This is a genomic window from Thermus hydrothermalis, from assembly GCF_022760925.1.
GTDB lineage: Bacteria > Deinococcota > Deinococci > Deinococcales > Thermaceae > Thermus > Thermus hydrothermalis.
On sequence record NZ_JAKTNT010000008.1, the window covers coordinates 1 to 23,831 of the forward strand.

The following is a 23,831-nucleotide window of genomic DNA, read 5'->3' on the forward strand; positions in this document are numbered from 1 at the left end:
TCGGCGAGGGGGGGGATGGGCGGGGCCTCGAGGGTTTTGGGAGCTTCCTCAACGGGGGCTTGGGGCGTTTCCGCCGCCAGGGGCGCCTGGGCGGGCAGGTAGAAGCCCACGTACCACAAACTGATGGCCGTCACCAGGAGCAAACCTGCCAGGAGGAGCTTGGTGGACTGGGGCAGGTTTTGCCAGGCCTGGGCGAGGCGCGCGAGGGTTTCCTTCACCGCTCACCTCCTTGGCCTCCCTGGCCGGAAGGCGTACCCGTTTCCAGGTCCTTGGCCAACATGTACAGGGTCAGGGTCAAGCTCGTGCTCAGGGTGGGGTTTGGGTCCTGGCCCTGGACGCTCAGGTTGATCCCGGAAAGGGAGCTAAAGCGGGAAAGGCCCTCTAGGCGCTTTAGGTAAGCGTAGGTTTCGGGAAAGGGTGCCTCCAGGGATAGGGCCAGGTTCACCGCCCGCACCTCGGGTACGGGAGCCGAGGTGGGGGAGCGGGTGAAGGAGCGCACCGTTACTCCGCTCCGGAGGGCTTCGCCCAGGATCTCGTTCAGCACCTGGGCGAGCCGTTCCTCCCGGGGAAGCGCCCTTAGGAAGGCCTGGCGCTCGGCCTGGAGGGCGGCGATGGCCGCCCGAAGCTCGGGGAGGGCCCTTTGGGCCTGGCGGCCCCGGTCCCGCTCGGGGATGAGGGTCTGGATCTCCTGGCGCACGGTTTCCGTTTCCTGCCGTAGGGGGACGATGAGGAGGAAGTACCAAAGAAGGGCCACCACCACCGTGAGGGCGATGGCGATGAGGGCCCATTCCCGTTGTCCCAACCTAGCGAGCACCTTGCTCACCCCCCACCACGCCTACCCGGGCGCTGAAGGTGTAGAGCCCCCGGTTCTGGTCCAAGGAGGCCCCCTGGAACTCTATGCCAAAGCGGGGCGAGGCTTCAAAGGCTTGGATGAAGCGTACCAAGGCGCTTTGGTTCAGGGCTTCCCCTTGGAGGGTGAACTCCACCCGCACCTTCTTGCCGTCAAAGGCCCCGTTTTGCGCCTGCTGGGCTGCCTCTTCCTCCGTGAGGGCCCGGGTGCCCACGGAGCGGAGCGCCACGGGGAAGCGCCCCCCTTCCCGGGGGATCTGGTTGATGAAGGTGGCCAGGTACTCGGACCAGGGGACGAAGTTCTTGCGCAGGCCCTCGCGGATGGCGAGGAGGGCCTCGAGGGCCTTCCTCTCCTGTTGCAAGCGGTTTTGCTCCTGGATGAAGGGCCTTAAGGCCTCCACCTCGGCCCTGAGGGCGTCCCGCTCCTCCTTGGCCAGGGAAAGCTCGGTGTAGGCGGTGTAGTGGAGGAAGCCCAGGACCAGGAGGACCACCAGGGCGAAAAGGGCGGCCACCAGCCGCCACCAGCCGGGCTCCACCCGGCGGCGCAGGTTCTTGGGCAGGAGGTTTAGCCTAATCAAGGGGACTCACCCCCCTCAAGGCCAGGCCCACGGGCACCATGAGCTCGGGCCCCGCCTCCCGGAGCTTCTCCAGGTCAAAGCGCTTGGGGTCCACCTGGACCCCGTTCCAGGGGTCGGGCACCAGGAAGTTGACCCCCAGGGTGTCGGTGAGCAAGGTGGCGAGCCCCCTAAGGCGGCTTCCGCCCCCGTAGAGGTAGCCCACCTCGGGCTGGATATCCCCGAGCTGTACCCGGAAGAACTCCAAACTGCGGCGGATTTCCTGGGTCAGGTCCACCAGAACGGGCCGGATGGCATCGTAGATGCGGGCGGGGCTATACCGCTCCCTTTCCGCATCAAAGTCCAAGAGGAGCTCCTCGTCCTCGGTGGGGATGGTGGCGAGGCCATAGGTGCGCTTGACGTCCTCCGCCGTGAGGAAGTCTAGCCCGAAGCTCTTGGCGATGGCCTCGGTGAAGTCCTTGCCCGAAAGGGTGAGGAGGCGCACCGCCAAGGGGCGGTCCCCCCGGGCGAGGACGAGGCTCGTGCTTTCCGCCCCGATTTCCACCGCCACCACGGTGCGGTCGGGCTCCCGGTTCAGCTCTTCCTCCAAAGGGTAAAGCCCGGCGAAGGGTTTGACATCCAGGACCACGGGGGTGAGCCCCGCTTCCCGCAGGGCCTCTATGAGGCTGGCCACGGCTTCCTGGCGCGCCGCCGCCACCATGACCTCCATCTGTTCCCCTTCGGCCACCTCCGCCAAAGGATCTAGGGGAGCGAAGTCCAGGACGACCTCGTCAATGGGGAAGGGGATGTAGCGCTCCGCTTCCCAACGCACCGCTTCCTCCATCTCCTTGGGGGGCATCTTGGGCACCTGGAGGGTGCGCAGGATGACGGCGGGGTTGGGCACGGCGCTCACCACATACCGCTTCTTGGTCCGGGCTTCGGCGAGGAGTTCGCGGATTTCCTGGGCTAAGGCTCCAGGTTCCCGGACCACGCCGTCCACCACGGTGCCGGGAGGAATGGGGCGGGTGGCGTAGGCCCTAAGGGTTGGAGGGTGGCCGGAAAGCTCCACCAACTTGAGGCTCGAGGCCCCCACCTCGAGGCCTAAGGCTTCCACCCGAGGTTTAAATAGCTTGCTCAAACCCGAGAACACAGCGCCTCCTTATTAGGCTACAGGGACAACCCAAACCGGACTCATAGACGAACTTAAGTCTATACCACTTAGGGGGGTGCGGGGAAGAGGCCCTAAGGGTACGTGGTTCCAGTTTACCTTAGCTCTGCGCAAAAATACTATCCCCCCCGGTAGGCCGGGGAGGATGTGGGGATTTAGGGGTTCAGAGCGTCTTCAGCGTTTCCACCACAGCTCGGGTGAAGGCCTCCGTAGTGGCATCCCCCCCTAGGTCGGGGGTGCGGGGGCCTTTTTCCAGGACCAGGTCCACCGCCCTTTCCACCTTTTTAGCCGTTTCCTTCTCCCCGAGGTAATCCAGCATCATGGCGGCGGAGAGGATGGTGGCCGTGGGGTTGGCGATGCCCTTGCCGGCGATGTCGGGGGCGGAACCGTGGACGGGCTCAAACACCGCCGTGGTGTCCCCGATGTTGGCGGAAGGTGCAAGCCCCAGGCCGCCCACAAGCCCGGCCGTGAGGTCCGAGAGGATGTCCCCCAGGAGGTTGGTGGTGACGATGACGTCAAAGCGTTCGGGGCGCATGACGAGCTGCATGGCGCAGTTGTCCACGATGATGTCCTGGACGTTGACCAAGGGGTAGTCCTTGGCCACCTCCCGCACCGTGTCCAGGAAGAGGCCCTGGGTCACGGGGAGGACGTTGGCCTTGTGGGCGATGTGGAGGGTCTTGCGGGGGCGGCTTTCCGCAAGCTTCAAGGCCACGCGCCCGATGCGCTCACTGGCCTTTTTGGAGATCACGGCGTCGGCGATGGCCACGTCTAGGTAGCGCCGCTCCTGTTCCACGTAAAGGCCTTCCGTGTTCTCCCGCACGATGATGAGGTCCACCCCAGGGCGGCTTCCCGGGATGGGACGGCTCTTGGCGGGACGGACGTTGGCGTAAAGGTCCAGCCGCCGCCTCAGGTAGCGGATGGCCCCGAAGAAGCCCGGTACCTTGCGGGTGGGGCTGGTGGCGGCCCCGAAGAGGGTGGCGTGGCAAGAGAGGATCTTCTCTACGGTTTCCTCAGGGACGGAGGTCCCTCTTCGCTCAAAGGTTTCCCAGCCGGCTTCGGCCTCCACGAACTCCAACGGGAGCCCGGTGGCCTCTAGGACTTTCCTGGCGGCGGGCACCACCTCGTGCCCGATGCCGTCTCCTTCAATCAAGCAGATGCGGTACGCCATCTTGCCTCCCGGTTAGGGGTATCCCCCCTCCATATACACTACACTGCTTTCGGCAGAGGAGGGTGGGGCTTAGGCCCGCAGGGCCAAGAGAAGCCAAACAAGGGCCAGATACAGGAGAACCCGCAATGCTTGCTCCCGGCGGGTGAGGCGCGGGCGGCTAGACTTTAGGGCCCCTTCCACCACCACCCCCCCGATGCCCAACAGGATGAAGAGGTCCCCCGGGCTCACCACCTTGCGCAAAGGGGGTAGAGGAATCACGTCCCCCAGGAAGGGGAGGCGGGTGGTCTCGTCTAACAGGGCGTGCACGGCATCGCCCTTGGCCTGGACAACGGGCACGAAGTCCCCGAGGCCTACCCGTTCCAGGGCCTCGGCGCTCACGGGCATGTGCCCCCCGTTGGCGAAAATGACGGCGGTATTAAGAAGGAGCCCCACCAGGACCAGGTAAAGGCTTTTGAGATGGCGGTTTTGGTAGAGGCCGTAGCCCACCAAGAGGAGGACCACCAACTTGGCCAAAGGCCCCGCCCACTCCGGTTGGAAAAGACCCCGGTAGGTGCCGTAGGCGAGCCCTCCCTCCACCAAGGCGGCGAGGAGGAAGGCCCAAGGGGCCTTTAGGTCTATCCCTCCGAGGTCCTTGGGCCGGACTCCGAGGGCGAGGGCGAGTCCGAGGCCAAAGAGAGCTGCGGCGAGGTAGAGCGTAATAAGGATCCCTCCTTTGCTGCGAGGTAGGTTTCCCGGTCACGCCAGATGGGGTTTTGCTCCCAAAGTTGGGTGAAGAGGCGGACCAGGTCGGGGTCAAACTGGCGGCCGGAGTTCTCTTGAACCTCCTTTAGGGCTTCCTCGGGCGTGAGTGCCTTCCGGTAAGGGCGCCCGGCGGTCATGGCCTCGTAGGCGTCCGCCAGGCCCACGATGCGGGCCTCGTCTGGGATGTTGTGCCCGGCGAGGCCCTTGGGATAGCCCCGCCCATCCCAGCGCTCGTGATGGTGGAGGATAACCCGGTAGACCAGGTCGTCAAAAGCTACTTTCCGGGCTGGGGAGAGGAGTTCCACCCCCTTTTGCGGATGGCTTTGGATAAGGGCGTACTCCGCGTCCGTGAGGTTTCCGGGCTTCAAGAGCACTGCTTCCGGGATGGCGATTTTGCCAATGTCGTGAAGCCTCGCCGCCCGGTAGATGTCCTGGGCCTTGGCCTGGTCCTTGTAGAAGGCCAGGGCCAGGTCCCGGGAGATATCCGCCACGCGCTCGGAGTGGAAGCGGGTTTCCTGCTCTTTGGCCTCCAGGGCGTTCATCAGGACTTCCAGGGTGGTATCAAAGGCCTGTTCTAGCCTGACCTTCTCATCCCAGTAGAAGCGGCTGTAGTAGAGGGGGATGAGGAACATAAGGACAGTCCACCCCCCCCAGTTGCCGATAAGGGGCGTCTCGTAGGCCCGGGCCAGGAGGAGGGCGAGGGGGGAGAGGAGGATGTAGCTGAGGGCAAGCCAGTTAAAGTTTTTTCGCCAGACTTCTGTAAAAGGGGTACCACTATCTAGGTGGATTATGTACGTTACCGATCCGATATTCGCGACAAAAAAAGCCAGGGAAGCCAGAACAATGCCAAAAGCTGCGCTCAGATTCCAGCTCCCTAGCCAGAGGGGGTTTTCCTGAAAAAAGGTCCACACCAGGGCAGCGAAAGCCGTGGCAAGCCCATCTTGCGAGCGGTTGAAAAGTTCTTTGTACCAGACGCTTCCCCCCCATTGCGCCAAAAAAGCGACCAAAGGAGCCACCCAGGGTGGGGTAAGGATAAGTAGCGCGAGCGCGAAGAGAAAGAGTTGGCTCATGCCCGCACTCAGAGGTAAACGAACTTCTACCCTGACACTCCAAAAAACCAATCCGGCCCAGAAAATTAGGTCCCAAATGTTTAACTGGAGGGGCTTGTCTTTGTATTGCCAAAAGAGGTAAGCTTCTAAGGCCGCAAAGGCTGCGAAGCAACCGAGAACAAAGAGAAGGATGCGCAAGGGTGGTACATCTACGCCTTTGCTTTGCAATAACCTCTTTAAGCTTGGGAGTGCCACGCTATGAGGATAGCATGCTCTGAGGAAAAAGGAAAACTGGCCAGAAACCTGGCCAGTTCTTTTACCTCCAGTGAGCGCTAGCCCCAGCTGCAAGCCCGAGAGCGATCAGAGAGCCGATGAGCGTCAGAGCCTTAGCGATGAGCTTCTTCATCTTCATCCCTCCTTTTCCTCAGCTTCCGGGGGGTCGGCCCCGTTTGCTTGTCTTTCACTTTAGGGGGGGTCTGTCAATACTGTCAAGAGGGGAAGAATAGATATCTACACGATAAAAACTGCCATTACCGCCACATAAACTTGGAACGACGAAGATTTACACTACCCAGCCTAGCACAAGGCCTGCCAGCTGGGTAGAGGTCCTGGTTTGGGGGGGAACCTTCCGGGTTGGGGGAATACGAGGAACAACAAAGAGGCCCGTGGGGCTAACTACCCCACGTGGCCCCAATGGCCCGCTTTAAATGCAACCCCAGAATACACCGGCAATACCCAAAAAATGCGAATCCGCCGAAAATTTACTGCCCCAAATGCACACCCGGAATTAGGGAATTTTGCCGCAGGTTCCCACCCCCTTCAGGTTTAGTTTAGCAAGAAGGGGGACCGGGGCAAGGGCAAAAAAGAACCGCCCCATTGGGGGCGGTGGTTGGTGCCGAGGGGCGGAATCGAACCGCCGACACTGCGATTTTCAGTCGCATGCTCTACCAACTGAGCTACCTCGGCCTGGCGGCCCCGACGGGACTCGAACCCGCGATCTCCCACGTGACAGGCGGGTGTGTTAACCAACTACACCACGGGGCCTAGAGGTTTTGCCGGGTCGGGGGCGTCCGACCGGGCACTTAGGATGATAGCCGGGGGAAAGGGAAGTGTCAAGGTTAACCTGGACCGAGGTCTTCGCCTTTCACCGCACCCGGAGGGGGATTGGCCGGCAGAGCTTGTTGGTGGACCGGGGGGAGTCGGGGTACCGGAACGTCTTCCTTCCGGATGGCCGCATCCTCTACATGGGGGAAGGGAAACGGGGAAACCAGGAGCCCTTGGGGGGCAACTTGAGGCTTCTCCTGGCCCACCAGGAGGGGACCCCTTTTCGGGTTTTCCTCCGGGAAGGGCCCGGGGTTTGGCGGGTGCTCGGGTGCTACCGGGTGGAGGGGTGGCGCTACGCTCTTCTGGAAGAGGAGGGGCGGTACGTGTACTGGTTTACCCTTGCGCCTTGTAGATGCGAAGGAGGCCCTTGAGGGTTAGGTCCTCGTCCACCACGTCAAAGGAGGGGCAGAGGTCCTTGAGGGTGCCGGCGAAGCCTCCGGTGGCGATGACCAAGGCCTCCCCTGCCTCCTCCTTGAAGCGGCGCACCATGCCCTCCACCAAGGCGGCGTAGCCCAGGACGAGCCCCGAGCGCAAGGCGTCCAAGGTGTTCTTGCCCACCACGCCCTTAGGGGGCACCAGGTCTATGCGGGGCAGTTTGGCGGTGCGGGCGGCGAGGGCGTCGGCGGCGGTCTGGGGGCCGATGGTGATGGCCCCGCCCAGGTAGCGGTTGGGGGCTTCTACCAAGTCAAAGGTGGTGGCGGTGCCGAAGTCCACCACGATGTAGCGGCCCGTGGGGCTTGGGTAGCCCAGGGCCCCCACGGCGTTCACCAGGCGGTCCGCCCCCGCCTCCTTTGGGTTGTCTATGAGGACCTGAAGGCCCGTGCTTTCGGCGTCCACCACCTGGGCCCGGATGCCGAAGAGCTTTTCTATAGCCTCCTTCATCTCCCGCTCCACCGGAGGGACCACGCTGGAGAGGAGGGCCGCTTTGGGGGAAGGGAGGCCGTCCAGGGAAAAGAGGTTTTTGAGGAGGACGCGGTACTCGCTTTCCATCCGCATCCGGTCGGTGTGGATGCGGAAGTGGGCGATGAGCTCGTCCCCGGCGAAAACCCCGAGGGCGGTGGAGGTGTTGCCGATGTCCACGGCGAGGAGCATTTAGCCTTCCTCTCCCTCTTCCCAGGGTTCCAGGACCACGCGGGTGGTGATCTCGGCGTTGAGGCTTGCGGAGACGGAGCAGTACTTGGTGTGGGAGAGGTGGACCGCGCGTTCCAGGGCCTCGAGGGTCACCCCCGGCCCCGAGGCGATGTGGGTCACGGTGATGTGGGTATAGCGCCGGGGATGGGTTTCCGCCCGCACCCCCTCCACCTCCACCCGGTAGCGGGCGAGGGGTTGCTTCTTCTTGCGCATGATGTCCACCACGTCGTAGGCGGTGCAGGCCCCTAAGGCCATGAGGAGGAGTTCCATGGGGCGGGGCCCGGTGGCGGGCTGGTCCCCGTCAATCATCACCTTGTCCCCTTGCTCGTTCACCCCAAGGAACCGATGCCCCACGATGTTATGGACCACCACCTTCTTCGTCATGAGCTGGATTTTACCAAGCCCTCGGCTTTGCCGCTAGAATGGGCGTGAATGCGGGTTCTCCTTCTGGTTTTCGCCCTGGTATGGAGCCTGGCCCAAGCCTTTCCCCGCATTGGGGTGCACGAGGGCTTTACCCGGCTGGTGTTTGACCTGCCGGGGAAGGAGGTGGCCTATACCCTGTCCCAGGAAGGGGGCCTTTTGGTCCTTCTCTTTAAGGGGGTGGACGCCGAGGCCAAGGACCAGGTGGTGAACTCCAAGGAGGTGGCCTCGGTGCAAACCGTCCCCGAAAAGGGGCAGGTGCGGGTCCTGGTGCGGCTGAAGGCCCCCGTGGAGGCGGCGACCCATCGCTACAGCGACCCCGAGCGCCTGGTGGTGGACCTGAGCCTTAAATCGTCCCCTCCTCCCCCCACTAAGCCCACAGACCCGCCCACCGCCAAAGCGCCCAAGCCTCCCCGGCCCGTGGTCCTCCTGGACCCTGGCCACGGGGGGGTGGACCCGGGGATGGTGGGGTACGTGGTGGAGAAGGAGGCGGTGCTGGACGTGGCCCTCAGGCTCAAGCGCTTTTTGGAGCGGGAAGGGATAGAGGTGCGCCTTACCCGGGACCGGGACATGCACCTCTCCCCGGACAAGCGGGAGGACCTTTCCCGGCGGGCGGCCATGGCGGATAGCTCCCAGGTCAATCTCTTCATATCCATCCACGTGAACGCCACCCCTACCCGCACCGCCCAGGGGGTGGAGGTCTTCTACTTCGGCCGGGCCCAGGACCCCCGGGTCTTGAGCCAGGTGATCCGGGAAAACGGCGGGGGGGACATCGGCCAAAGGCTTACCCGGGAGGCCCAAAGCGTCGCCGAGCGGATTCTCACGGACATCGTGGCCCAGGCTAACCAGCGCTACAGCCAGCGCTTGGCGGAAACCCTGGGGCGCAAGCTTTCCCAGGCCACGGGAAGCCCTTACCGGGGGAGTTTTCCTGGCGACCTTTTTGTCCTCCGCTACGCCAAGGTGCCGGCGGTCTTGGTGGAGATCGGTTTCGGCGACCATCCGGTGGAGGGGCGGAGGCTTGCCGACCCCGCGTACCGGGACAAGGTGGCCCAGGGGCTTTTGACAGGCATCCTCACCTTTTTGGCCAACGGGGCCTTTGCCCGCTAGAAGGGGAAGACCTCTAGGGCTTCTTTGGCTGTGGGGAAGCGCTTGGCGGGCTGCTTGGCCAGGAGGCGCCCTAAGAACGCCTCCTGCTCGGGTTCCAGGCCGGGGATGGGGGGGATCGCCCCCTTTAGGTGTCCCCAGAGCACCTCCTCCGGGGCCCCCACGAAGGGGTGTTCCCCGGCCAAAATCCAGTACAGGATGACCCCGGCAGCGTAGACGTCCGCCTCGGGGCCAGGGCTTTGCCCCAGGACCTGCTCGGGGGCCAGGTAGGGAAGGGTGCCCACCCGCAAGGGCTTTTTGAAGGCCTCCAGGGCGGGCCCCGAGAGGTCAAAGTCCACCAGCCTGGCCTCGTCCGTGCCCGCCACGATGATGTTTTCCGGCTTTACGTCCCGGTGGACCAGGCCTCTTTCGTGCATATGGGCGAGGGCGGAAAGGAGCTGGCGGAAGACCAAGAGGGCCCTCTTGCGTTCGGGGCGTCGGAGCATCCAGCGGCCCATTTCCTCCCCGGGGGCGTAGGCCAGGAGGAGGGCGGGGCCCTCCTCCAGGTCCAGGGCCTCGAGGACCGGGTTGATGTTGGGATGGGAAAGCCTCTGCCCCACCCATAGCTCCCGGTCCCTGCGGGCCTCTGCCCCCTTGGGAAAGACCTTGAGGGCGTAGGGGGTGCCGAAGCGGTCAAAGGCCAGGAAAACGCTTGCCAAGGCTCCCTGGCCCAGGAGCCGTATAACCCGGTACTTTTCCAGGAGCACCTTCCCGGTAAGGCTCACCCCCCTCACTATACCTGCCCCTCACCCCTTTCACCTGGGAGCCGGTAGGATTTTCCCGTGCGCGGGCTTGCCCTTTCGGGCGGCGGGGCCAGGGGCCTCGCCCATATCGGGGCCTTGGAGGTCTTTTTGGAGGCGGGGCTAGACTTCCAGGTGGTGGCGGGGACCAGCATGGGGGCCATCGTGGGGGCCTTGTTCGCTGCGGGGCTTTCCCCGGGGGAGATCCTGGCCATTGCCCAAAAAACCCCTTGGCTTGGTCTCCTGGGCCTTTCCCCCAGGGAAGGGATCTTCTCCCGGAAGAAGCTCAAGGACTTCTTGGCGGAGCACCTTCCCCCCACCTTCGCCGAGCTGAAGCGCCCCTTGGCGGTGACGGCGGTGGACGTGCGCTCGGGGAGGCTTTTATTCCTCACCCAAGGGGACCTGCCGAGCGCCGTCCTGGCCTCTGCTGCCTACCCGGGGCTTCTCGCCCCGGTGGAGCGGGAAGGGCGGCTCCTCTTTGACGGGGGAGTCTTGGACAACCTGCCCGTGGACGCCGCCCGCCTCCTGGGGGCCACGGAGGTGTACGCCGTGGACGTGACCCCGGAGCGCTCCCTAGAGGAAAGCCCCAGGGGGCTTTTGGCCCTGGCCCGGCGGGCGGTGGACCTGATGCAGCTCCACCTCACCTCCGTGCGCCTTAGCCTTTACGCCCCCGAGGTCTACGTGCGGCCCGCCCTTCCCGGGGTGGGTATAGAGGACTTCCGCCGCCTCGAGGAGATCGTAAAGGCGGGGCGCGAGGCGGCAAGGCGCGCCCTTGCGGGTAGAGTAGGAGGGGTATGAAGGCCTTCTGGGAATACCTTTTCAAGGAGTGGTTCCGCCAGGTGGGGGAGGCCCTTCTGGTGGCCTTCCTGGTCACCACCTTCGTCTTCACCACCGTGGGGGTGGTGGGCCAGAGCATGTTCCCCACCTTGAAAAACGGCGAAAGGGTCCTGGTGCCCAAGTGGGAAACCTGGCTGGTGCGCTTCGGCCTGAGGGAGTGGCGCCGGGGGGAGATCGCCATCCTCAAGCCCCCGGAGGGCACCCCCTACGCCACCGCCCGCTTCCCCGTGCTGGGCTTTTCCTTCCGGGCCTTCTTCATCAAGCGCATCGTGGCCGTGCCGGGGGACGAGGTCTACGTGGAGCGGGGCGTGGTCTACGTGAACGGCACCCCCCTGGACGAGCGCCACATCACGGACCACCTCTCCCCCTGGCCCGACTCCTTCCCCGGGGTCTGCTACAAGGACGGGCGCATGACCCGGATCATCACGCAGCAGGGGGACTTTTCCGTGGACCTCCTCCCCGCCTACCTGAGGCCCCTGAAGGAGATGCTCCTTCCCCCTTCCGAGGAAGTCCTGGCCCGTAGCCGCCTCGCCGAGGCCTGCGAGGTGGGCCGGATCAAGCTCAAGAAGGGGTACTACTTCGTCATGGGGGATAACCGCACCTTAGGGGGAAGCGAGGACTCCCGCACCTTTGGCCCCGTGCCCGTGGAGGCCATCGCCGGGCGGGCGAGCTTCGTGTGGTGGCCCCTCTTCGTCCGGGACGAAGGGGGTTTACGCCTGAACCTCAGGCCCCTTTCCCCTCCGGCGGCCTACGGGCTTAGGTGAGGACGGCCACGATAAGCCTCCCGGGCCCGTGGACCCCCTTCACCATCACCTGGCCGATGTCCGCGCTCTTGGAAGGGCCGGAGTGGAGGCCGAGGGCGATGGGGAGCTCCTTTAGGTCCTGGAAGGCCTGGAGGAGGGTGGGGTAGACCCTTTCCCTTTCCACCAGGACCAGGTGGGTGGGGGGGAGGAGCTGGGCCCGGCGCCCGTCGGCGCTGGAAAGGGCCAGGGTGCCCGTTTCCGCCACGGCGAAAAGCGCCCAGGAAACCCCCAGAGGGGCCTCCTCGGGGGGGAGGGGGTTGAGGCCTTCGCGGAAGGGGGTAGGGACCCCCTGGCCGAAGGCCACCCCGGGAAGCCCCTGGGCCAGTTCCCTCAGGAGGGCCTGGGCCCCTTCAGGGGAAAGGAGGTGGGGTTCGGCCCCGTTTTCCGCCAGGCGCGCCAGGAGGAGGGGTATGGGGTCCTCGGGGAAGGGCGGGTGGGGGTGTTCGGGAAGAAGGGCCTTGGGGCGATCCTTGAGGGCCCGCTGGATGCGGCTTAGGATGCGGCTTCTAGCGTCCATGGCCTTCCTCCATCTCCCGCCAGAGCTGGTGGAAGGGCTTGGGGCTGGGCTTTAGGGGGCCTCTTCCCTCCGTCCAGGCCCTGAGGAGGGGGAGGAGGTCCTGGGGGAGGGGCAGGCCCCTGAGGGCCTTGGAGAAGAGGCGGTAGAGGGCGGGGCTTTCCATGACCCTGCGGTAGGCGGCGAGCATGGCCCGTTCCCAGGCGGGGCTTAGGCCCTCTGCCACCGCCCGGTGGCGCCAGGTGAGGAGGAGCTTGGGGATGGGGATTTTCACCGGGCAGGCCTCGAGGCAGGCCCCGCAGAGGGTGGAGGCGTAGGGGAGGGGGTACGCCTCCTCCAGGGAGAGGAGCCCGGGGTCCAGGACCGCCCCGATGGGGCCGGAGTAGACGTAGCCGTAGGGGTGGCCCCCGGTTTGGCGGTAGACGGGGCAGGCGTTGAGGCAGGCCCCGCAGCGGAGGCACCTTAGGGTCTCCCAGGCCTCGGGGTCGGCGAGGAGGGCGGTGCGGCCGTGGTCCACCAGGACCACGTGCACCTCCTCGGGGCCCTCCTCCCCCTTTCGGGCGGGGCCTTGGATGAGGGAGACGAAGGTGGAAAGGCGCTGCCCCGTGGCCGCCCGGGCGGTGAGGGGGAGGAAGAGGGCCAGGTCCTGGAAGCGGGGGAGGAGCTTCTCAATCCCCACGAAGGCCACGTGGACCTTGGGCAAGGAGGTGGAGAGGCGGATGTTCCCCTCGTTCTCCATGAGGGCCAGGGTGCCCGTTTCCGCCACCAGGAAGTTGGCCCCGCTAATCCCCAGTTCGGCGGTGAGGAAGGCCTCCCGGAGCACCTTGCGGGCCACCTGGGCCAGGGCCTCGGGGGAGGCGTCCAGGGGGGTGCCGAAGCGCTCGTGGAAAAGCGTTTGGATCTCCTTAAGGGAGAGGTGGATGGCCGGGCCCACGATGTGGCTTGGGGGTTCCCCCAGGAGCTGGATCAGGTACTCCCCCAGGTCGGTCTCGTAGACCTCCACCCCCAAGGAGGCCAGGAGGGGGTTTACCCCGAGCTCCTCCGTGAGCATGCTCTTGGCCTTCACCGCCCGCTTCACCCCGCGCCGCTCTACGATCTCCCTTAGGAGGCGGTGGGCGTCCTTCGGCTCCTCGGCGTAGTGGACCTGGACCCCGTTTTCCTTTAGCCGCTTTTCCGCCAGCTCCAGGTACTGGTCCAGGTGGCTCAGCGCGTGGTCCTTGATGGCCTTGGCCCGCTCCCGCCACTCGGCGATGGGCACCTCGGCGTAGGCCTTGAGGCGGTTCCTATCAAAGTGCAGGGTGGCCCCTGTTACCGCCTCCCGCACCCCAGGTTTTTCCCGGAGGAGCCTCGCCGCCTCCTTGGGGTAAAGCTTGGCCTTAGCCCGCATACGCCTCCCAAAGCAAGGTGGCGAGGGGCGCCACCTTTAGGCCCACCCCCTTCTTGGCCAGGCGCCCCGCCAGGTGCAGGAGGCAGCCCGCGTCCGTGGAGGTGAGGACCTCCGCCTGGGGCAAGGTGGCGACCTTGCGGTCCGCCATGGCCAAGGAGACCTCGGGGAGCTTCACCGAGAAAAGCCCCCCAAAGCCGCAGCACTCCTCCGCCGCCTCCCAGGGCACGAGCTCCGCCCCGGCTCCCTTTAGGAGAAGGAGGGGCTCCTCCCGCACCCCAAGCTCCCTCAGGGCGTGGCAGCCGTGGTGGTAGGCGATCCGCTTTCCCTTAAGCCCTTCCCCCAGCTTTTCCACCCCCAGGACCCCCACCAGGAAGGCGGAAAGCTCATAGGTCCTCTCGGCGAGGTCCAGGGCCTTTTGGCTTCCGGGAAGGAGCTCGGGGTAGTGGTTTTTCACCATGCTGGCGCAGCTTCCCGAGGGCAGGACCACGTAGTCCGCTTCCCGGAAGACCTCGAGGGTCCTTCGGGCCAAGGGCCTCGCCTCCTCCCAGTAGCCGGCGTTGAAGGCGGGCTGGCCGCAACAGGTCTGGCCCTCGGGGAAGTCCACCTCCACCCCCAAGGCCCTTAGAAGCCGTACCGCCGCCACCCCGGCCTCGGCGAAGAACTGGTCCGCCAGGCAGGTGATGAAGAGGGCTACCCGCATTTGCGCCCCAGTATACCTCCGCTCACGCGCCCTTCTGCCTCTGCCAAGCCGCCTTAAGAAGGGCGTCTCCCAGGGCCACCAGGGGGAAGGCTAGGACCGAGAGGCCAAGCCAAGGACCCGGGTAGGCGTGGTGGAAGGCCTGGGCCAAGGGGGAGGTGTAGGCGAGGAAGAGGAGAGCAAGGCTCGCCAAAAGGGCCCAGGCCATAAAAGGGTTGGTTTTGAGGGACAGGCGCCAAAGGGGATGAACGTCGCTCCGGCTCGCTAGGGCGTTGGCCGCTTGGCCGAAGACCACGGCGGCGAAGGCGCTTCCCGAGGCCGCCGCCGCATGGTTCCCCAGGAAGAGGACGAGGAGGAAGGTGGCCATGGTCCAAAGGGCCTCGAGGGGGCCGAGGACCCCCAGGGCCCTCAGGAGCACCTCCCGGGTCACTAGGCCGCTTTTGGGCGGGGGGGTTCGCATCACCGCCGCCTCGGGGGGTTCGGTGCCCAGGGCCAAGGAAGGGAGGGCGTCGGTGCCCAGGTCCAAGGCGAGGACGTGGAGCACGTTCAACGCCAAGGGGATCCGCCCCCCGGTGAAGGCCCAGGCCAAGAAGGGGAAGAGCTCGGCCACGTTGTCCGTGAGGTGGTAGGCGAGGAGGCGGCGCAGGTTGGTGTAGGTGGCCCGGCCTTGGCGGATGGCCTCGAGGATGGTGGCGAAGTGGTCGTCCAAAAGGATGATGTCCGCCGCTTCCCGGGCCACGTCCGTGCCCCTTAGACCCATGGCCACCCCCACGTGGGCCGTCCGCAGGGCGGGGGCGTCGTTCACCCCATCCCCGGTCATGGCCACCACGTGCCCCCGCGCCTGGAGCGCCTGGGTGATGCGGAGCTTGTCCTCTGGGGTGGAGCGGGCGATGACCACCTCGTCCCGGTCCACCAGGGCCCCTAAGAGGGCAAGGTCTTGGGGAAGTTCGGAGCCCAGGAGCAGCGTGGGGTTTTCCCGAACCAGCCCCACTTTTCGGGCCACGGCCAGCGCCGTGGCCGGGTGGTCCCCGGTGACCATGAGGACCCGGATCCCCGCTTCCTGGGCCAGGCGCACCGCCTCCGCCGCTTCGGGGCGGATGGGGTCTTCCAGGGCCAAAAGGGCGAGGAAGCGAAGCTCCCTTTCCGCCTCCTCGGCGGTGGCGGGGGGCGGGCCAGAAAGCTCCCGGTAGGCCAAGGCCACCACCCGATACCCTTCCTCTGCCCAGGCCTCCGCCTGGGCCAGGAGGGTTTCCCCCTGGGGCACCAAGGGGGCGATGGCTTCGGGGGCGCCTTGGACCACCAAAACGTTCCCGGCCACGAAGCCGGAGCGGCGCCGCCTAGGGTCAAAGGGGTAGCGGTGGACCACCGGGCCCAGGGGCTTCCCGCCCAAGGTCGCCCCCAGGCGCCTTAGGGCCTCCTCCAGGGGGTCTAACCCGGAGAGCTCCTCGGTGGCCAGGATGTCCGCCAGCACCTTGAGGTGGAAGGGGAGGGGGCCTTGGACCGCTTCGGGCCGCACCACGCCTTGGGGAGTGAGGAGGAGGCGGGCCTCGAGGCGGTTTTCGGTAAGGGTCCCCGTTTTGTCGGTGCAAATCACCGTGGTAAGCCCGAGGTTTTCCACCGCCTCCAGGCTCCGCACCAAGGCCTTCCGCGCCGCCATCCGCTGGGCGGCCACGGCCAGGGAAAGGGTGAGGGTGGGCACCAACCCCTCGGGTACCAAGGCCACCGTGACGCCAAGGGTGAAGACAAAAGCCTTGTAAAGGTCCAGCCCGGCCACCAAGAAGAGGACGAAGAAGGCCGCGCCAGCGCCCAAGGCCACCCAGGCGATGGTCTGCACCAGGCGCCGAAGCTCCTTTTCCAAAGGCGTGGCCTCCCGGGGAGGCGTCTGGCTGAGGCGGGCGATCTCCGCCAGGCGCGTGCGCCTTCCCGTTGCCACCACCTCCCCAAGTCCCTCCCCTCGGACCACCAGGGTGCCGGCCAAGACCAGGTCCCCGGGTCCAGGCGTTTCCGGCAGGCTTTCCCCGGTGAAGGCGGAGGCGTCCACCGCCAAGTCTTCGCTTTCCAAAAGGCGGATGTCCGCCGGGACGCGGTTGCCCAGGGTGAGCTTCACCACATCCCCGGGCACCAGCTCCCGGGCATCCAGGAGGCGGAAGCGCCCATCCCGCAGGACCATAACCCGCTGGGGCACGAGCTTGAGGAGCTCTTCTGCGGTGCGCTCGGCCCGGTACTCTTGCCAAAAGGAAAAAAGCCCGTTCACCCCGATGACCGCCAGGATGGCCACCGCCAGCTCGGGGGTGCCTGCCAGGTAGGCGAGCCCTGCGGCGGCCCAAAGAAGGAGGGCCAGGAGGTGGACGAACTGGCGCAGCAAAAGGACCCAGGGGCTAACTTTACGCCCCCGGGGGATCTCGTTGGGGCCGTAAACTTTTAGGCGTTCTTGGGCCGCGGCTTCGCTGAGTCCTAAAACGGCCATGGCTAAACCCAGGCGGCCATCTCTTTGCGGATCTTGAGGAGGGCTTCCACCAGGCGGTCCACGTCCTCCTTCGTGTTGTAGAGGTAAAAGCTCGCCCGGGCGGTGGCGGGCACGCCCAGCTTGCGGTGGAGGGGTTGGGCGCAGTGGTGGCCCGCCCGCACGGCGATCCCCTCCTGGTCCAGGAAGGTGGCCAGGTCGTGGGCGTGGAGCCGGCCCAGGGTGAAGGGGATGACCCCGCCCCGGTCCTCCCCTTTGGGGCCGTAGACCTTGAGGTCCGGCACCTCCTCCAGGCGCTCCAGGGCGTAGGCCAAAAGGGCCCGGTCGTGGGCGAAGACCTTGTCCATGCCCACCTCCATGAGGTACTGGGCGGCCTCCCCCAGGGCGACGGCCTCGGCGATGGGCGGGGTGCCCGCCTCAAAGCGCTGGGGCGGGGGGGCGTAGGTGGAGCGGTCCACGTGCACCTCGAGGATCATCTCCCCTCCTCCCAGGAAGGGCCCCATGCCTTCCAGGACCTCATACCGCCCCCAAAGCACCCCGGCCCCCGTGGGCCCCAACATCTTGTGGCCGGAAAGGGCGAAGAAGTCTGCCCCCAAGGCCTTCACGTCCACGGGCAGGTGGGGGGCGCTTTGCGCCCCATCCACCACCATCAAAGCCCCCACCTCCTTGGCCCTCCTGGCGATCTCCGCCACGGGGTTAATGGTGCCCAGGACGTTGGACATGTGCACCACCGAGACCACCTTGACCCTCTCCGTAAGCAGGCGGTCCAGGGCGGAAAGGTCCAGCCGGCCCTCCTCGGTGAGGGGGATGGCCTTGATCCGGGCTCCCTTGAGCCCCGCCACCAGGTGCCAGGGCACAAGCCCTGCGTGGTGCTCCATTTCCGTGACCAGGATCTCGTCGCCCTCCTTAAGGTTCCTTAAGCCCCAAGCGTAGGCCACCAGGTTCAGGGCCTCGGTGGTGTTGCGCACGAAGATGATCTCCCTTTCCTCGGCGTTGAGGAAGCGGGCCATGCGGCGCCTTGCCTCCTCGTAGGCCTCGGTGGCGGCCACGGAAAGCCGGTAGGCTCCCCGGTGCACGTTGGCATTAAGCTCCTTGTAGTAGCGGTCCAGGGCCTCCAGGACCCGCTTGGGCTTCTGGCTGGTGGCGGCGGAGTCCAGGTAGACCAGATCCGGCCGCCCCGCAATCAAGGGGAAGGCTTCCCTTAGGCTGGTGAAGTCCATGCCTCCAGTTTAGCCCTAGGTATCCAGGCGCGCCCGCCTTAAGAGGAGGGCGTTGAGGGCTACCACCACCGTGGAAAGGCTCATGAAGAGGGCCCCGAGGGCCGGGGGAAGCAGGAGGCCAAAGGGGTAGGCTACGCCGGCGGCCAGGGGCAGGGCCACGATGTTGTACCCCGTGGCCCAGAAGAGGTTTTGGAGCATCTTCCTCCGGGTGGCCCGGGCCAGGTGGAGGAGGCGGACCACGTCCAGGGGATCGCTCTTGACCAGCACCACATCGGCGGATTCAATGGCCACATTGGTCCCCGCTCCGATGGCCACCCCAAGATCCGCCTCCAAGAGGGCAGGGGCGTCGTTGATCCCGTCCCCTACAAAGGCGGTGGGGCCTTGGGATTTTAGTTCCCGCACGATACGGGCCTTGTCCTGGGGTAGCACCCGGGCGCGGTAGCGCTCTATCCCCAGCTCCCGGGCCACGGTTCGGGCCACGGCCTCCGCGTCCCCGGTGAGCATCACCGGGGTGATCCCCATGCGCTTCAGGGCGTCTATCGCCTGCTTGGCCGTGGGGCGGAGGCGGTCGCGGAGGGCCAGGTAGGCGAGGACCCGACTTTCGTCCATCAGGGCCACCACGCTCTCCCCCCGGGCCTCGGCCTCCTCCAGGCCCTGCCGCAGGGAAGGGGGCACTTCCAGGCCCAGCTCCCCCGCCCACTCTGGGCGGCCCACCCGGTAGAGGCGGCGTTCCACCCGGCCCTCCACCCCTTTCCCGGGGATGGCCCGGAAGTCCTGGACCGAGGGGAGGGGAAGCCCCCGCTCCTTGGCGGCCTCCAGGATGGCCTGGGCCAGGGGGTGCTCGGAGAGGGCCTCGAGGGCCGCGGCCAAGGTTAGGGCCTCCTGCTCCCCAAGGCCATCCGCATACACCGCCCGCACCTCAAACTGCCCTTCGGTGAGGGTGCCGGTCTTGTCCAGGGCCACGTACCGGAGGCCCGTGGCCCGCTCAAAGGCCTCCCGGTTTCGGATGAGGATTCCCCTTTGGGCGGCCATGGCTGTGGCGTTGACCACCACCAAGGGTATGGCCAGGCCCAGAGCGTGGGGACAGGCGATAATCACCACGGTCACCGCCCGCTCCAGGGCGAAGGACAAGGATGCGTCGGCTAGAAGCCATAGGAGGAAGGTTGCGCTTCCACCCAGCACCGCCACGTAGAAAAGCCACCCCGCGACTCGTTCACCAAGGTCCTGAAACCGGCTCCGGGAAACCTGGGCTTCCTCCACCAGGCGCATGATCTGCCCCAGGGTGGTGGAGGTTCCGGTGCGGGTTACCCGCACCACGATGGCTCCTTCCCCGTTTAACGCCCCAGCCAGCACCTCGTCCCCCACCCCTTTGGCCACGGGCCGGGACTCCCCGGTGAGGAAGGCCTCGTTCATGCTGGTGGCTCCTTCCACCACCACGCCATCCGCGGGCACCTGCTCCCCCGGGCGGATGAGGATGAGGTCGCCTTCCTTTAGGGCCTCGGTGGGCACGTCCTCAATCCGGCCATCCCGGACCCGGTGGGCCGTCTGGGGCATCAGCTTGGCCAAGGCCCTTAGGGCCTCCCCTGCCCCCAGGATGGCCTTCATTTCCAGAAAGTGGCCCAGGAGCATCACGTCCACCAAGGTGGCCAGTTCCCACCAGAAGGGTTTCCCCTTTAGGCCCAGCTCCACAGCCAGGCTGTAGGCAAAGGCCACGGTGATCCCCAAGGCCACCAGGGTCATCATCCCCGGCCGCCTTCCCCTTAGCTCCCGGCTGGCACCCTGGAGAAATACGCCCCCGCCATAGAAGTAGATAATGGTTCCGAGGAGGAGGGGCATCCAAGGGACCCCGTCCCAGGGGGGTAAGCGGAGGAAACCCCTCACCTCATCAGAGGCGTAAAGGATCGGCAGGGTGAGGAGAAGTGAGACCAGGAAGCGATTCCGGAACATCTCCGGGGTATGGCCGGCATGCCGGTCCAAAGCCTTAGTAGAGGCAGTGTGGGAAGGGTGGTGATGGTGGTGGTGATGGTGGTGGGGAGGCATTAGCTCACCTCCAGAATCCCCATCATGCCCCGGTCCTCGTGCTCCACGATGTGGCAGTGGAAGACGGTCTTCCCGGGCAGGTTCCTAAGGGGAACCAGAAGGCGCACCACCTCCTTGGCCTTTAGGTTCACCACGTCCTTAAGGGCGCGGTAAGGGAAGGCCTTGCCGTTCACGGAGAGGACCTGGAAGGGATGGGTGTGGAGGTGGAAGGGATGGTCCATGTCCCCTTGGTTTTCCAACTCCCAGACCTCGAGGTCGCCCACCCGCCCGCGGAAGTCCACCCGACGGTGGTCAAAGGTCTTGCCGTTGATGAAGAAGCGCCCGGCCATCATGTCCTCCGTGAAGGTGATGCGCCGGGTCACCCTGGCCTGGTTGGGGCTGAGGGCGGGCAGTTTGGCCAGGGCCTTGGGCAGGGGGAGGGGTTTGGGGCGGGGCGGGGCCACCAGGGTGAGGAGGGTTTGGGGCCTTTGGCTTGTCCCCATGGACATTCCTCCGTGGCCCATGTGCTCCATCCCGCCCATCATGTGGACCCCTCGGTCGTAGGGAAGGGCGAGGAGGCGGAAAGCCCCTTCCTTCTGGAAGCGCACCAGGACCTCTGCCCGTTCCCCGGGGGCCAGGAGGAGTTCGGGGACCTCATAGGGTTCCTCCAGGAAGCCCCCGTCGCTGGCGATGAGGTAAAGGGGATGCCCTTCCAACTGGAGCCGGTAGTAGCGGGCGTTGCTGGCGTTCAGGAGGCGGAGGCGCAAGGTGGCCTTGCCGGCCCGCAAGGTGGGGCGGGAGGCCCCGTTCACCAGGACCAGGCTGCCCTCTTTGCCGTTGATCCAGTCCATGGGGGAATGGGCGGCGGGACGGCCCGATGCGAGCTCCAGGTCCTTGAGGACCAAAAGGTGCTCCTCGGCTTCCCGGAGTTCGGGAATCCCGTCCACGGGGCTTTCCACCACAATGGCCCCCGCTAGTCCGGCGAAGAGCTGGGGGGCCACCCGCCCGTGCAGGTGGGGGTGGTACCAGAAGGTGCCCGCCAGGTCCTGGGGCACGGTGAACTCGTAGCGCCAGGTTTCCTTGGAGGGTATCTCCAGGAGGGCATCGTCCACCTTAGGGGAGATGGGAAGCCCGTGCCAGTGCAGGTTCGTGGACTCGGGAAGGAGGTTTTCCAGCTCGAGGCGCACGGTATCCCCAGGGCGTACCCTAAGGGTGGGCCCCGGAAAGCTACCCCCATAGGTCCAAAGCCGCGCCTCCCGCCCGGCTACGGTAACGGGGGTGGGGGCGGCCTTCAGCCGCACCTCCAGGAGCCCTTCCCGGCTTTTGAGCACCGGGGGCTCGGGAAAGGAGGCCTGCCCCCTGGCCAGGGGGGAGAGGAGGAGGCCTGCGGTGAGCTTAAGAAGGGTTCGGCGGTCGGTATTCATACCCTTAGAGGATAGGGGGGGTTTGTAAAAGAAGTATAAAGGTCCCTCCAGAACCCCCTAGAGTTTGGCCAAGGCTTTCTCCAGCCGGTTTCTCGCCTCCTCGGCTACGGGTTTGAGCGCCTCCTGGGTTTCTGTAGGAAGGACCCGGAACATCTCCCTGGGATCCTGCAAGAGGACCTCCACGCCCTCTGGCCCCTCCTTGAGCACCGCATTGCAGGGGAGGAGGAGGCCGATATCGGGCTCGGCCTCGAGGGCTTTGGCGGCCAGGTTCGGGTTGCAGGCCCCCAGGATCAAGTAGGGGGGCCTTTCCAGGCCCAGGCGGGCCTTGAGGGTGGCGGCCACGTCGATCTCCGTGAGGATGCCGAAACCTTCTTCCCTTAGCGCGGTTTCCAACCGGGCCCGGGCCTCGGCCAGGCTGGCCCTAAGGGTCTTCCTTAATTCCGTCATGATACCCTCCTAACCTAAAGTGTAACGGAGCCTGAGGCAAAGGGTCTTTTGTGAAGGTTGTGTTGAGCTCCCTGGGGGTATAGGAAAACCTGGGACCCCGCCTGGGTCTTTGGCCCCAGGCGGAGCCCCTGGGAGTTACTTACCCAGGAAGAAGCCATGCCAGGTGTGGACCCAGACCTCCCCCGTGTAGGCGTTCACGGAAAGCATGCCCTCCACCTCCTTGCGCCCGAAGTCAAAGGTGTAGTAGCCGGGGAAGGCCCCGGCTTCCATCACCCGGGCCCCCGGGAGGTAGCCTTTTAGGAAGGTCTCGGCCAGCTTTTTGGCCTCCTCCAAGGGGAAGCGGACAGGAGTCTGCACGGGCCCGCCCATCATGCCGTAACGGGTGTTCCACATCATGTTGGGGCCAGGTTCCGGGGAAACCACCCCGGTGTAGCGATCGGCGATGAGCTCAAAAAGCCCCTGCCCTTTCTCGTCCACCACCTGGGCGTAGTAGTTTTGGCTGAAGGCCATGAAGTCCTTAAGGCGTGCCCCCGGGTAGATGCGCTTGGCGTAGGCTTCCATCCGCGCTTTGGCTTCTGCCTGGGAAATGGGGCGGGCTTCCGGGGGGTAAACCGCCATCATGCCCATCATCCCGTAGCCGCCCATCATGCCGTAGCCCATCATCCCCGGGCCGTACTGCGGGCCGTAGCCCATCATCCCCGGACCAAAACCCCCCATCATGCCCTGGGTGAGGGCAAGACCTAAAAGCATAAGGGCCAGAACTCCTAGAGTTAAACCGTAGCGTTTCATGCTTCACCTCCCTGTTCCAGTTCCTTCCGCAACCTTCTGTAGGTTTCCTCGTCCAGCTCGCCCCTGGCGTACCGGAGGCGCAGGGCCTCCAGGGCCGCATCCTTTCGCGGCTCCCCGCTTCCCCGTTCCCAGGCCCGAAGGCCCAGGTACAGGAGAAGTCCCAGGAGGGCCAGCACCAGGAGCATGTTGAGAAGCCCGAAGAACCACCCGAAACCCATGCCGCCCCAACCCATCATGCCCACGATCCACCTCCATCTGTACCCTAGGCCGGTATTGTTAAGCTGGCATAAAGGGGTTTTACCGGCGCTTAACGTTTGGCCCTTAAGCTGATGGACATGCGAAGAGGGCTCCTGGCGCTTGGTCTTGCTGTCCTGGGCCTGGTGGGGTTGGCCTTGGGAAGCGGGCTACTGGAGGAGGTTTCCCGAAGCCTTTACCGAATGGCCAACACCCTGTACGCTCTCCTGGCCCCCTGGGTGGATGGCCTGAGGGGGGAAGTGGGGGTCCCTTGGCTTTCCGCTTTCCTACTCGGGGTCTTGGCGGCCTTTGCCCCCTGCCAGATCACCACTGGGGCCAGCGCCCTGGCCTATCTGGCTCCCTTCGCCCTCGAGGGAAGGGTCTGGCCCAGGTTTCTGGCCTTTCTCCTGGGGAAGGCCTTCACCTACCTGGTGCTCGCCGGGGTGGTTCTCTTCGTTTTGGGCGGGACCCTGGACAACCCCGGGGCCATCTTCCGCCCGGTGCGGCTGGCCCTTGGGCCCTTCATGATCCTGGTGGGCCTGGGCCTTTTGGGAGTGGTGCGCTGGCCCCTGGCCTGGGCGGCACCGGAGGGCTGGGTGGCCCGGGTGGGGGCGTGGGGTGGGCTTCTGGGGCCCTTGGCTTTGGGTGGGGTTTACGGCTTGGCCTTCTGCCCTACCCTCTTCTGGCTTTTCTTCGGGCTTCTACTCCCTTTGGCCCTGGCTTCTTCCTTTGGGTTTCTCTTTCCCCTTCTCTTCGCCCTGGGGACGGGCTTTCCCCTGGGTTTTCTGCTCCTCCTTTTCACCCGCATGGGCCGGGGCCAGGCCCTCAAGGGAATGCGCCTCGTGGGAAGCCATCTTCTAAGGGGTGCAGGGGCAGTCTTCGTGGCCCTGGGGATGTTGGACACGGTGCTTTACTGGAACCTCTAGCAT

The 23,831-nt window shown here is 65.6% G+C and carries 24 protein-coding genes, 2 tRNA genes and 1 pseudogene; 5 read left to right on the forward strand and 22 right to left on the reverse strand.

Translation table 11 applies throughout. The features are described 5' to 3' along the window. The 9 genes and pseudogenes from L0C60_RS06425 to L0C60_RS06465 all read right to left on the reverse strand — a co-directional run. Positions 1-218 (reverse strand): annotated as a pseudogene (locus tag L0C60_RS06425) (competence protein); the annotation flags it as partial. Further along, on the reverse strand, positions 215-814 hold the full coding sequence (locus tag L0C60_RS06430; protein WP_243092626.1) for a type IV pilus inner membrane component PilO: 600 nt from the start codon (positions 812-814) through the stop codon (positions 215-217). The pseudogene L0C60_RS06425 and the gene L0C60_RS06430, both read right to left, overlap by 4 nt. Continuing rightward, positions 804-1,427 (reverse strand): flagellar protein FliT, encoded by a 624-nt coding sequence (locus L0C60_RS06435; protein WP_234506650.1) that lies wholly within the window; start codon positions 1,425-1,427, stop codon positions 804-806. The genes L0C60_RS06430 and L0C60_RS06435 overlap by 11 nt, the downstream gene beginning before the upstream one ends. Then, positions 1,420-2,553 (reverse strand): type IV pilus assembly protein PilM, encoded by a 1,134-nt coding sequence (pilM, locus tag L0C60_RS06440; RefSeq protein ID WP_243092608.1) that lies wholly within the window; start codon positions 2,551-2,553, stop codon positions 1,420-1,422. Before pilM ends, L0C60_RS06435 begins: the two co-directional genes overlap by 8 nt. Positions 2,554-2,734: 181 nt before the next feature. After that, positions 2,735-3,739, reverse strand: coding sequence for a homoisocitrate dehydrogenase (locus tag L0C60_RS06445; protein ID WP_234506643.1), 1,005 nt, complete (start codon positions 3,737-3,739; stop codon positions 2,735-2,737). Positions 3,740-3,808: 69 nt separating this feature from the next. Beyond that, positions 3,809-4,318, reverse strand: coding sequence for a DUF5317 domain-containing protein (locus L0C60_RS06450; protein WP_071677091.1), 510 nt, complete (start codon positions 4,316-4,318; stop codon positions 3,809-3,811). A gap of 35 nt (positions 4,319-4,353) precedes the next feature. Next, the gene (locus L0C60_RS06455; protein WP_420855815.1) at positions 4,354-5,727 is read right to left on the reverse strand and encodes an HD-GYP domain-containing protein; all 1,374 of its coding nucleotides are present in this window, start codon (positions 5,725-5,727) and stop codon (positions 4,354-4,356) included. Positions 5,728-6,419: 692 nt separating this feature from the next. Further along, positions 6,420-6,495: transfer RNA gene (locus tag L0C60_RS06460), tRNA-Phe, on the reverse strand. 1 nt (position 6,496) lies between these two features. After that, a tRNA-Asp gene (locus L0C60_RS06465) sits at positions 6,497-6,573 on the reverse strand. A gap of 65 nt (positions 6,574-6,638) precedes the next feature. On the opposite strand from L0C60_RS06465, the gene L0C60_RS06470 reads away from it, so the two are divergent. Then, positions 6,639-7,004 carry an SRA domain-containing endonuclease gene (locus L0C60_RS06470; RefSeq protein WP_071677093.1) on the forward strand — a complete coding sequence of 122 codons (366 nt, stop codon included), beginning with the start codon at positions 6,639-6,641 and terminating at the stop codon, positions 7,002-7,004. Here L0C60_RS06470 and L0C60_RS06475 read toward each other — a convergent pair. Continuing rightward, complete coding sequence (locus tag L0C60_RS06475) at positions 6,967-7,725, reverse strand: type III pantothenate kinase (protein WP_071677094.1); 759 nt, start codon at positions 7,723-7,725, stop codon at positions 6,967-6,969. The two genes, L0C60_RS06470 and L0C60_RS06475, sit on opposite strands and share 38 nt — an antisense overlap. Continuing rightward, positions 7,726-8,148, reverse strand: coding sequence for an OsmC family protein (locus tag L0C60_RS06480; protein ID WP_071677095.1), 423 nt, complete (start codon positions 8,146-8,148; stop codon positions 7,726-7,728). Positions 8,149-8,196: 48 nt separating this feature from the next. On the opposite strand from L0C60_RS06480, the gene L0C60_RS06485 reads away from it, so the two are divergent. Continuing rightward, complete coding sequence (locus tag L0C60_RS06485) at positions 8,197-9,291, forward strand: N-acetylmuramoyl-L-alanine amidase (protein WP_071677096.1); 1,095 nt, start codon at positions 8,197-8,199, stop codon at positions 9,289-9,291. On the opposite strand, the gene L0C60_RS06490 is transcribed toward L0C60_RS06485, so the two are convergent. Next, positions 9,288-10,061, reverse strand: a complete 774-nt coding sequence (locus tag L0C60_RS06490) for a serine/threonine-protein kinase (RefSeq protein ID WP_152024406.1) — start codon at positions 10,059-10,061, stop codon at positions 9,288-9,290. The genes L0C60_RS06485 and L0C60_RS06490 overlap by 4 nt on opposite strands. A 48-nt stretch (positions 10,062-10,109) precedes the next feature. On the opposite strand from L0C60_RS06490, the gene L0C60_RS06495 reads away from it, so the two are divergent. Beyond that, complete coding sequence (locus L0C60_RS06495; protein WP_071677097.1) at positions 10,110-10,865, forward strand: patatin-like phospholipase family protein; 756 nt, start codon at positions 10,110-10,112, stop codon at positions 10,863-10,865. After that, a complete protein-coding gene (lepB, locus tag L0C60_RS06500) occupies positions 10,862-11,668 on the forward strand; it encodes a signal peptidase I (RefSeq protein ID WP_071677098.1) in 807 nt (268 codons plus the stop codon). The genes L0C60_RS06495 and lepB overlap by 4 nt, the downstream gene beginning before the upstream one ends. Here lepB and L0C60_RS06505 read toward each other — a convergent pair. The 10 genes from L0C60_RS06505 to L0C60_RS06550 all read right to left on the reverse strand — a co-directional run bounded on the left by L0C60_RS06505 (position 11,661) and on the right by L0C60_RS06550 (position 22,904). Next, on the reverse strand, positions 11,661-12,224 hold the full coding sequence (locus tag L0C60_RS06505; protein WP_243092609.1) for a LutC/YkgG family protein: 564 nt from the start codon (positions 12,222-12,224) through the stop codon (positions 11,661-11,663). The two genes, lepB and L0C60_RS06505, sit on opposite strands and share 8 nt — an antisense overlap. After that, positions 12,214-13,608, reverse strand: coding sequence for a LutB/LldF family L-lactate oxidation iron-sulfur protein (locus tag L0C60_RS06510; protein ID WP_243092610.1), 1,395 nt, complete (start codon positions 13,606-13,608; stop codon positions 12,214-12,216). The genes L0C60_RS06505 and L0C60_RS06510 overlap by 11 nt, the downstream gene beginning before the upstream one ends. Next, positions 13,598-14,308 (reverse strand): (Fe-S)-binding protein, encoded by a 711-nt coding sequence (locus L0C60_RS06515; protein WP_234506603.1) that lies wholly within the window; start codon positions 14,306-14,308, stop codon positions 13,598-13,600. The genes L0C60_RS06510 and L0C60_RS06515 overlap by 11 nt, the downstream gene beginning before the upstream one ends. A 22-nt stretch (positions 14,309-14,330) precedes the next feature. Continuing rightward, a complete protein-coding gene (locus tag L0C60_RS06520) occupies positions 14,331-16,772 on the reverse strand; it encodes a cation-translocating P-type ATPase (RefSeq protein ID WP_234506600.1) in 2,442 nt (813 codons plus the stop codon). A 2-nt stretch (positions 16,773-16,774) separates the two neighbouring features. Continuing rightward, on the reverse strand, positions 16,775-17,989 hold the full coding sequence (locus tag L0C60_RS06525; RefSeq protein ID WP_243092611.1) for a cysteine desulfurase: 1,215 nt from the start codon (positions 17,987-17,989) through the stop codon (positions 16,775-16,777). 15 nt (positions 17,990-18,004) lie between these two features. Continuing rightward, entirely contained in the window at positions 18,005-20,029 is a 2,025-nt protein-coding gene (locus L0C60_RS06530; RefSeq protein WP_418952987.1) for a heavy metal translocating P-type ATPase, read from the reverse strand. After that, complete coding sequence (locus tag L0C60_RS06535; RefSeq protein WP_234506595.1) at positions 20,029-21,432, reverse strand: multicopper oxidase family protein; 1,404 nt, start codon at positions 21,430-21,432, stop codon at positions 20,029-20,031. Before L0C60_RS06535 ends, L0C60_RS06530 begins: the two co-directional genes overlap by 1 nt. A gap of 57 nt (positions 21,433-21,489) precedes the next feature. Continuing rightward, positions 21,490-21,879, reverse strand: a complete 390-nt coding sequence (locus L0C60_RS06540) for a DUF302 domain-containing protein (protein ID WP_243092612.1) — start codon at positions 21,877-21,879, stop codon at positions 21,490-21,492. 135 nt (positions 21,880-22,014) lie between these two features. Further along, entirely contained in the window at positions 22,015-22,668 is a 654-nt protein-coding gene (locus L0C60_RS06545; protein WP_234506590.1) for a peptidase M4, read from the reverse strand. After that, positions 22,665-22,904, reverse strand: coding sequence for an SHOCT domain-containing protein (locus L0C60_RS06550; RefSeq protein ID WP_234506588.1), 240 nt, complete (start codon positions 22,902-22,904; stop codon positions 22,665-22,667). Before L0C60_RS06550 ends, L0C60_RS06545 begins: the two co-directional genes overlap by 4 nt. A gap of 93 nt (positions 22,905-22,997) precedes the next feature. Here L0C60_RS06550 and L0C60_RS06555 point away from each other — a divergent pair, with 93 nt between their 5' ends. Further along, positions 22,998-23,828: an urease accessory protein UreH domain-containing protein gene (locus L0C60_RS06555; protein ID WP_341474657.1), complete on the forward strand. Its 831-nt coding sequence runs from the start codon at positions 22,998-23,000 to the stop codon at positions 23,826-23,828. The last annotated feature ends 3 nt before the right edge of the window (positions 23,829-23,831 follow it).

What these genes read in the sequence shown, in the direction of transcription:
- L0C60_RS06530 (WP_418952987.1), bottom strand. Translation starts at nt 20,029, where the DNA reads ATGCCTCCCCACCACCATCACCACCACCATCACCACCCTTCCCACACT.
- L0C60_RS06545 (WP_234506590.1), bottom strand. Translation starts at nt 22,668, where the DNA reads ATGAAACGCTACGGTTTAACTCTAGGAGTTCTGGCCCTTATGCTTTTA.
- L0C60_RS06515 (WP_234506603.1), bottom strand. Translation starts at nt 14,308, where the DNA reads ATGCGGGTAGCCCTCTTCATCACCTGCCTGGCGGACCAGTTCTTCGCC.
- L0C60_RS06510 (WP_243092610.1), bottom strand. Translation starts at nt 13,608, where the DNA reads ATGCGGGCTAAGGCCAAGCTTTACCCCAAGGAGGCGGCGAGGCTCCTC.
- L0C60_RS06520 (WP_234506600.1), bottom strand. Translation starts at nt 16,772, where the DNA reads ATGGCCGTTTTAGGACTCAGCGAAGCCGCGGCCCAAGAACGCCTAAAA.
- lepB (WP_071677098.1), top strand. Translation starts at nt 10,862, where the DNA reads ATGAAGGCCTTCTGGGAATACCTTTTCAAGGAGTGGTTCCGCCAGGTG.
- L0C60_RS06550 (WP_234506588.1), bottom strand. Translation starts at nt 22,904, where the DNA reads ATGATGGGTTGGGGCGGCATGGGTTTCGGGTGGTTCTTCGGGCTTCTC.
- L0C60_RS06480 (WP_071677095.1), bottom strand. Translation starts at nt 8,148, where the DNA reads ATGACGAAGAAGGTGGTGGTCCATAACATCGTGGGGCATCGGTTCCTT.
- L0C60_RS06525 (WP_243092611.1), bottom strand. Translation starts at nt 17,989, where the DNA reads ATGGACTTCACCAGCCTAAGGGAAGCCTTCCCCTTGATTGCGGGGCGG.
- L0C60_RS06555 (WP_341474657.1), top strand. Translation starts at nt 22,998, where the DNA reads ATGGACATGCGAAGAGGGCTCCTGGCGCTTGGTCTTGCTGTCCTGGGC.
- L0C60_RS06535 (WP_234506595.1), bottom strand. Translation starts at nt 21,432, where the DNA reads ATGAATACCGACCGCCGAACCCTTCTTAAGCTCACCGCAGGCCTCCTC.
- L0C60_RS06475 (WP_071677094.1), bottom strand. Translation starts at nt 7,725, where the DNA reads ATGCTCCTCGCCGTGGACATCGGCAACACCTCCACCGCCCTCGGGGTT.
- L0C60_RS06540 (WP_243092612.1), bottom strand. Translation starts at nt 21,879, where the DNA reads ATGACGGAATTAAGGAAGACCCTTAGGGCCAGCCTGGCCGAGGCCCGG.
- L0C60_RS06485 (WP_071677096.1), top strand. Translation starts at nt 8,197, where the DNA reads ATGCGGGTTCTCCTTCTGGTTTTCGCCCTGGTATGGAGCCTGGCCCAA.
- L0C60_RS06505 (WP_243092609.1), bottom strand. Translation starts at nt 12,224, where the DNA reads ATGGACGCTAGAAGCCGCATCCTAAGCCGCATCCAGCGGGCCCTCAAG.
- L0C60_RS06445 (WP_234506643.1), bottom strand. Translation starts at nt 3,739, where the DNA reads ATGGCGTACCGCATCTGCTTGATTGAAGGAGACGGCATCGGGCACGAG.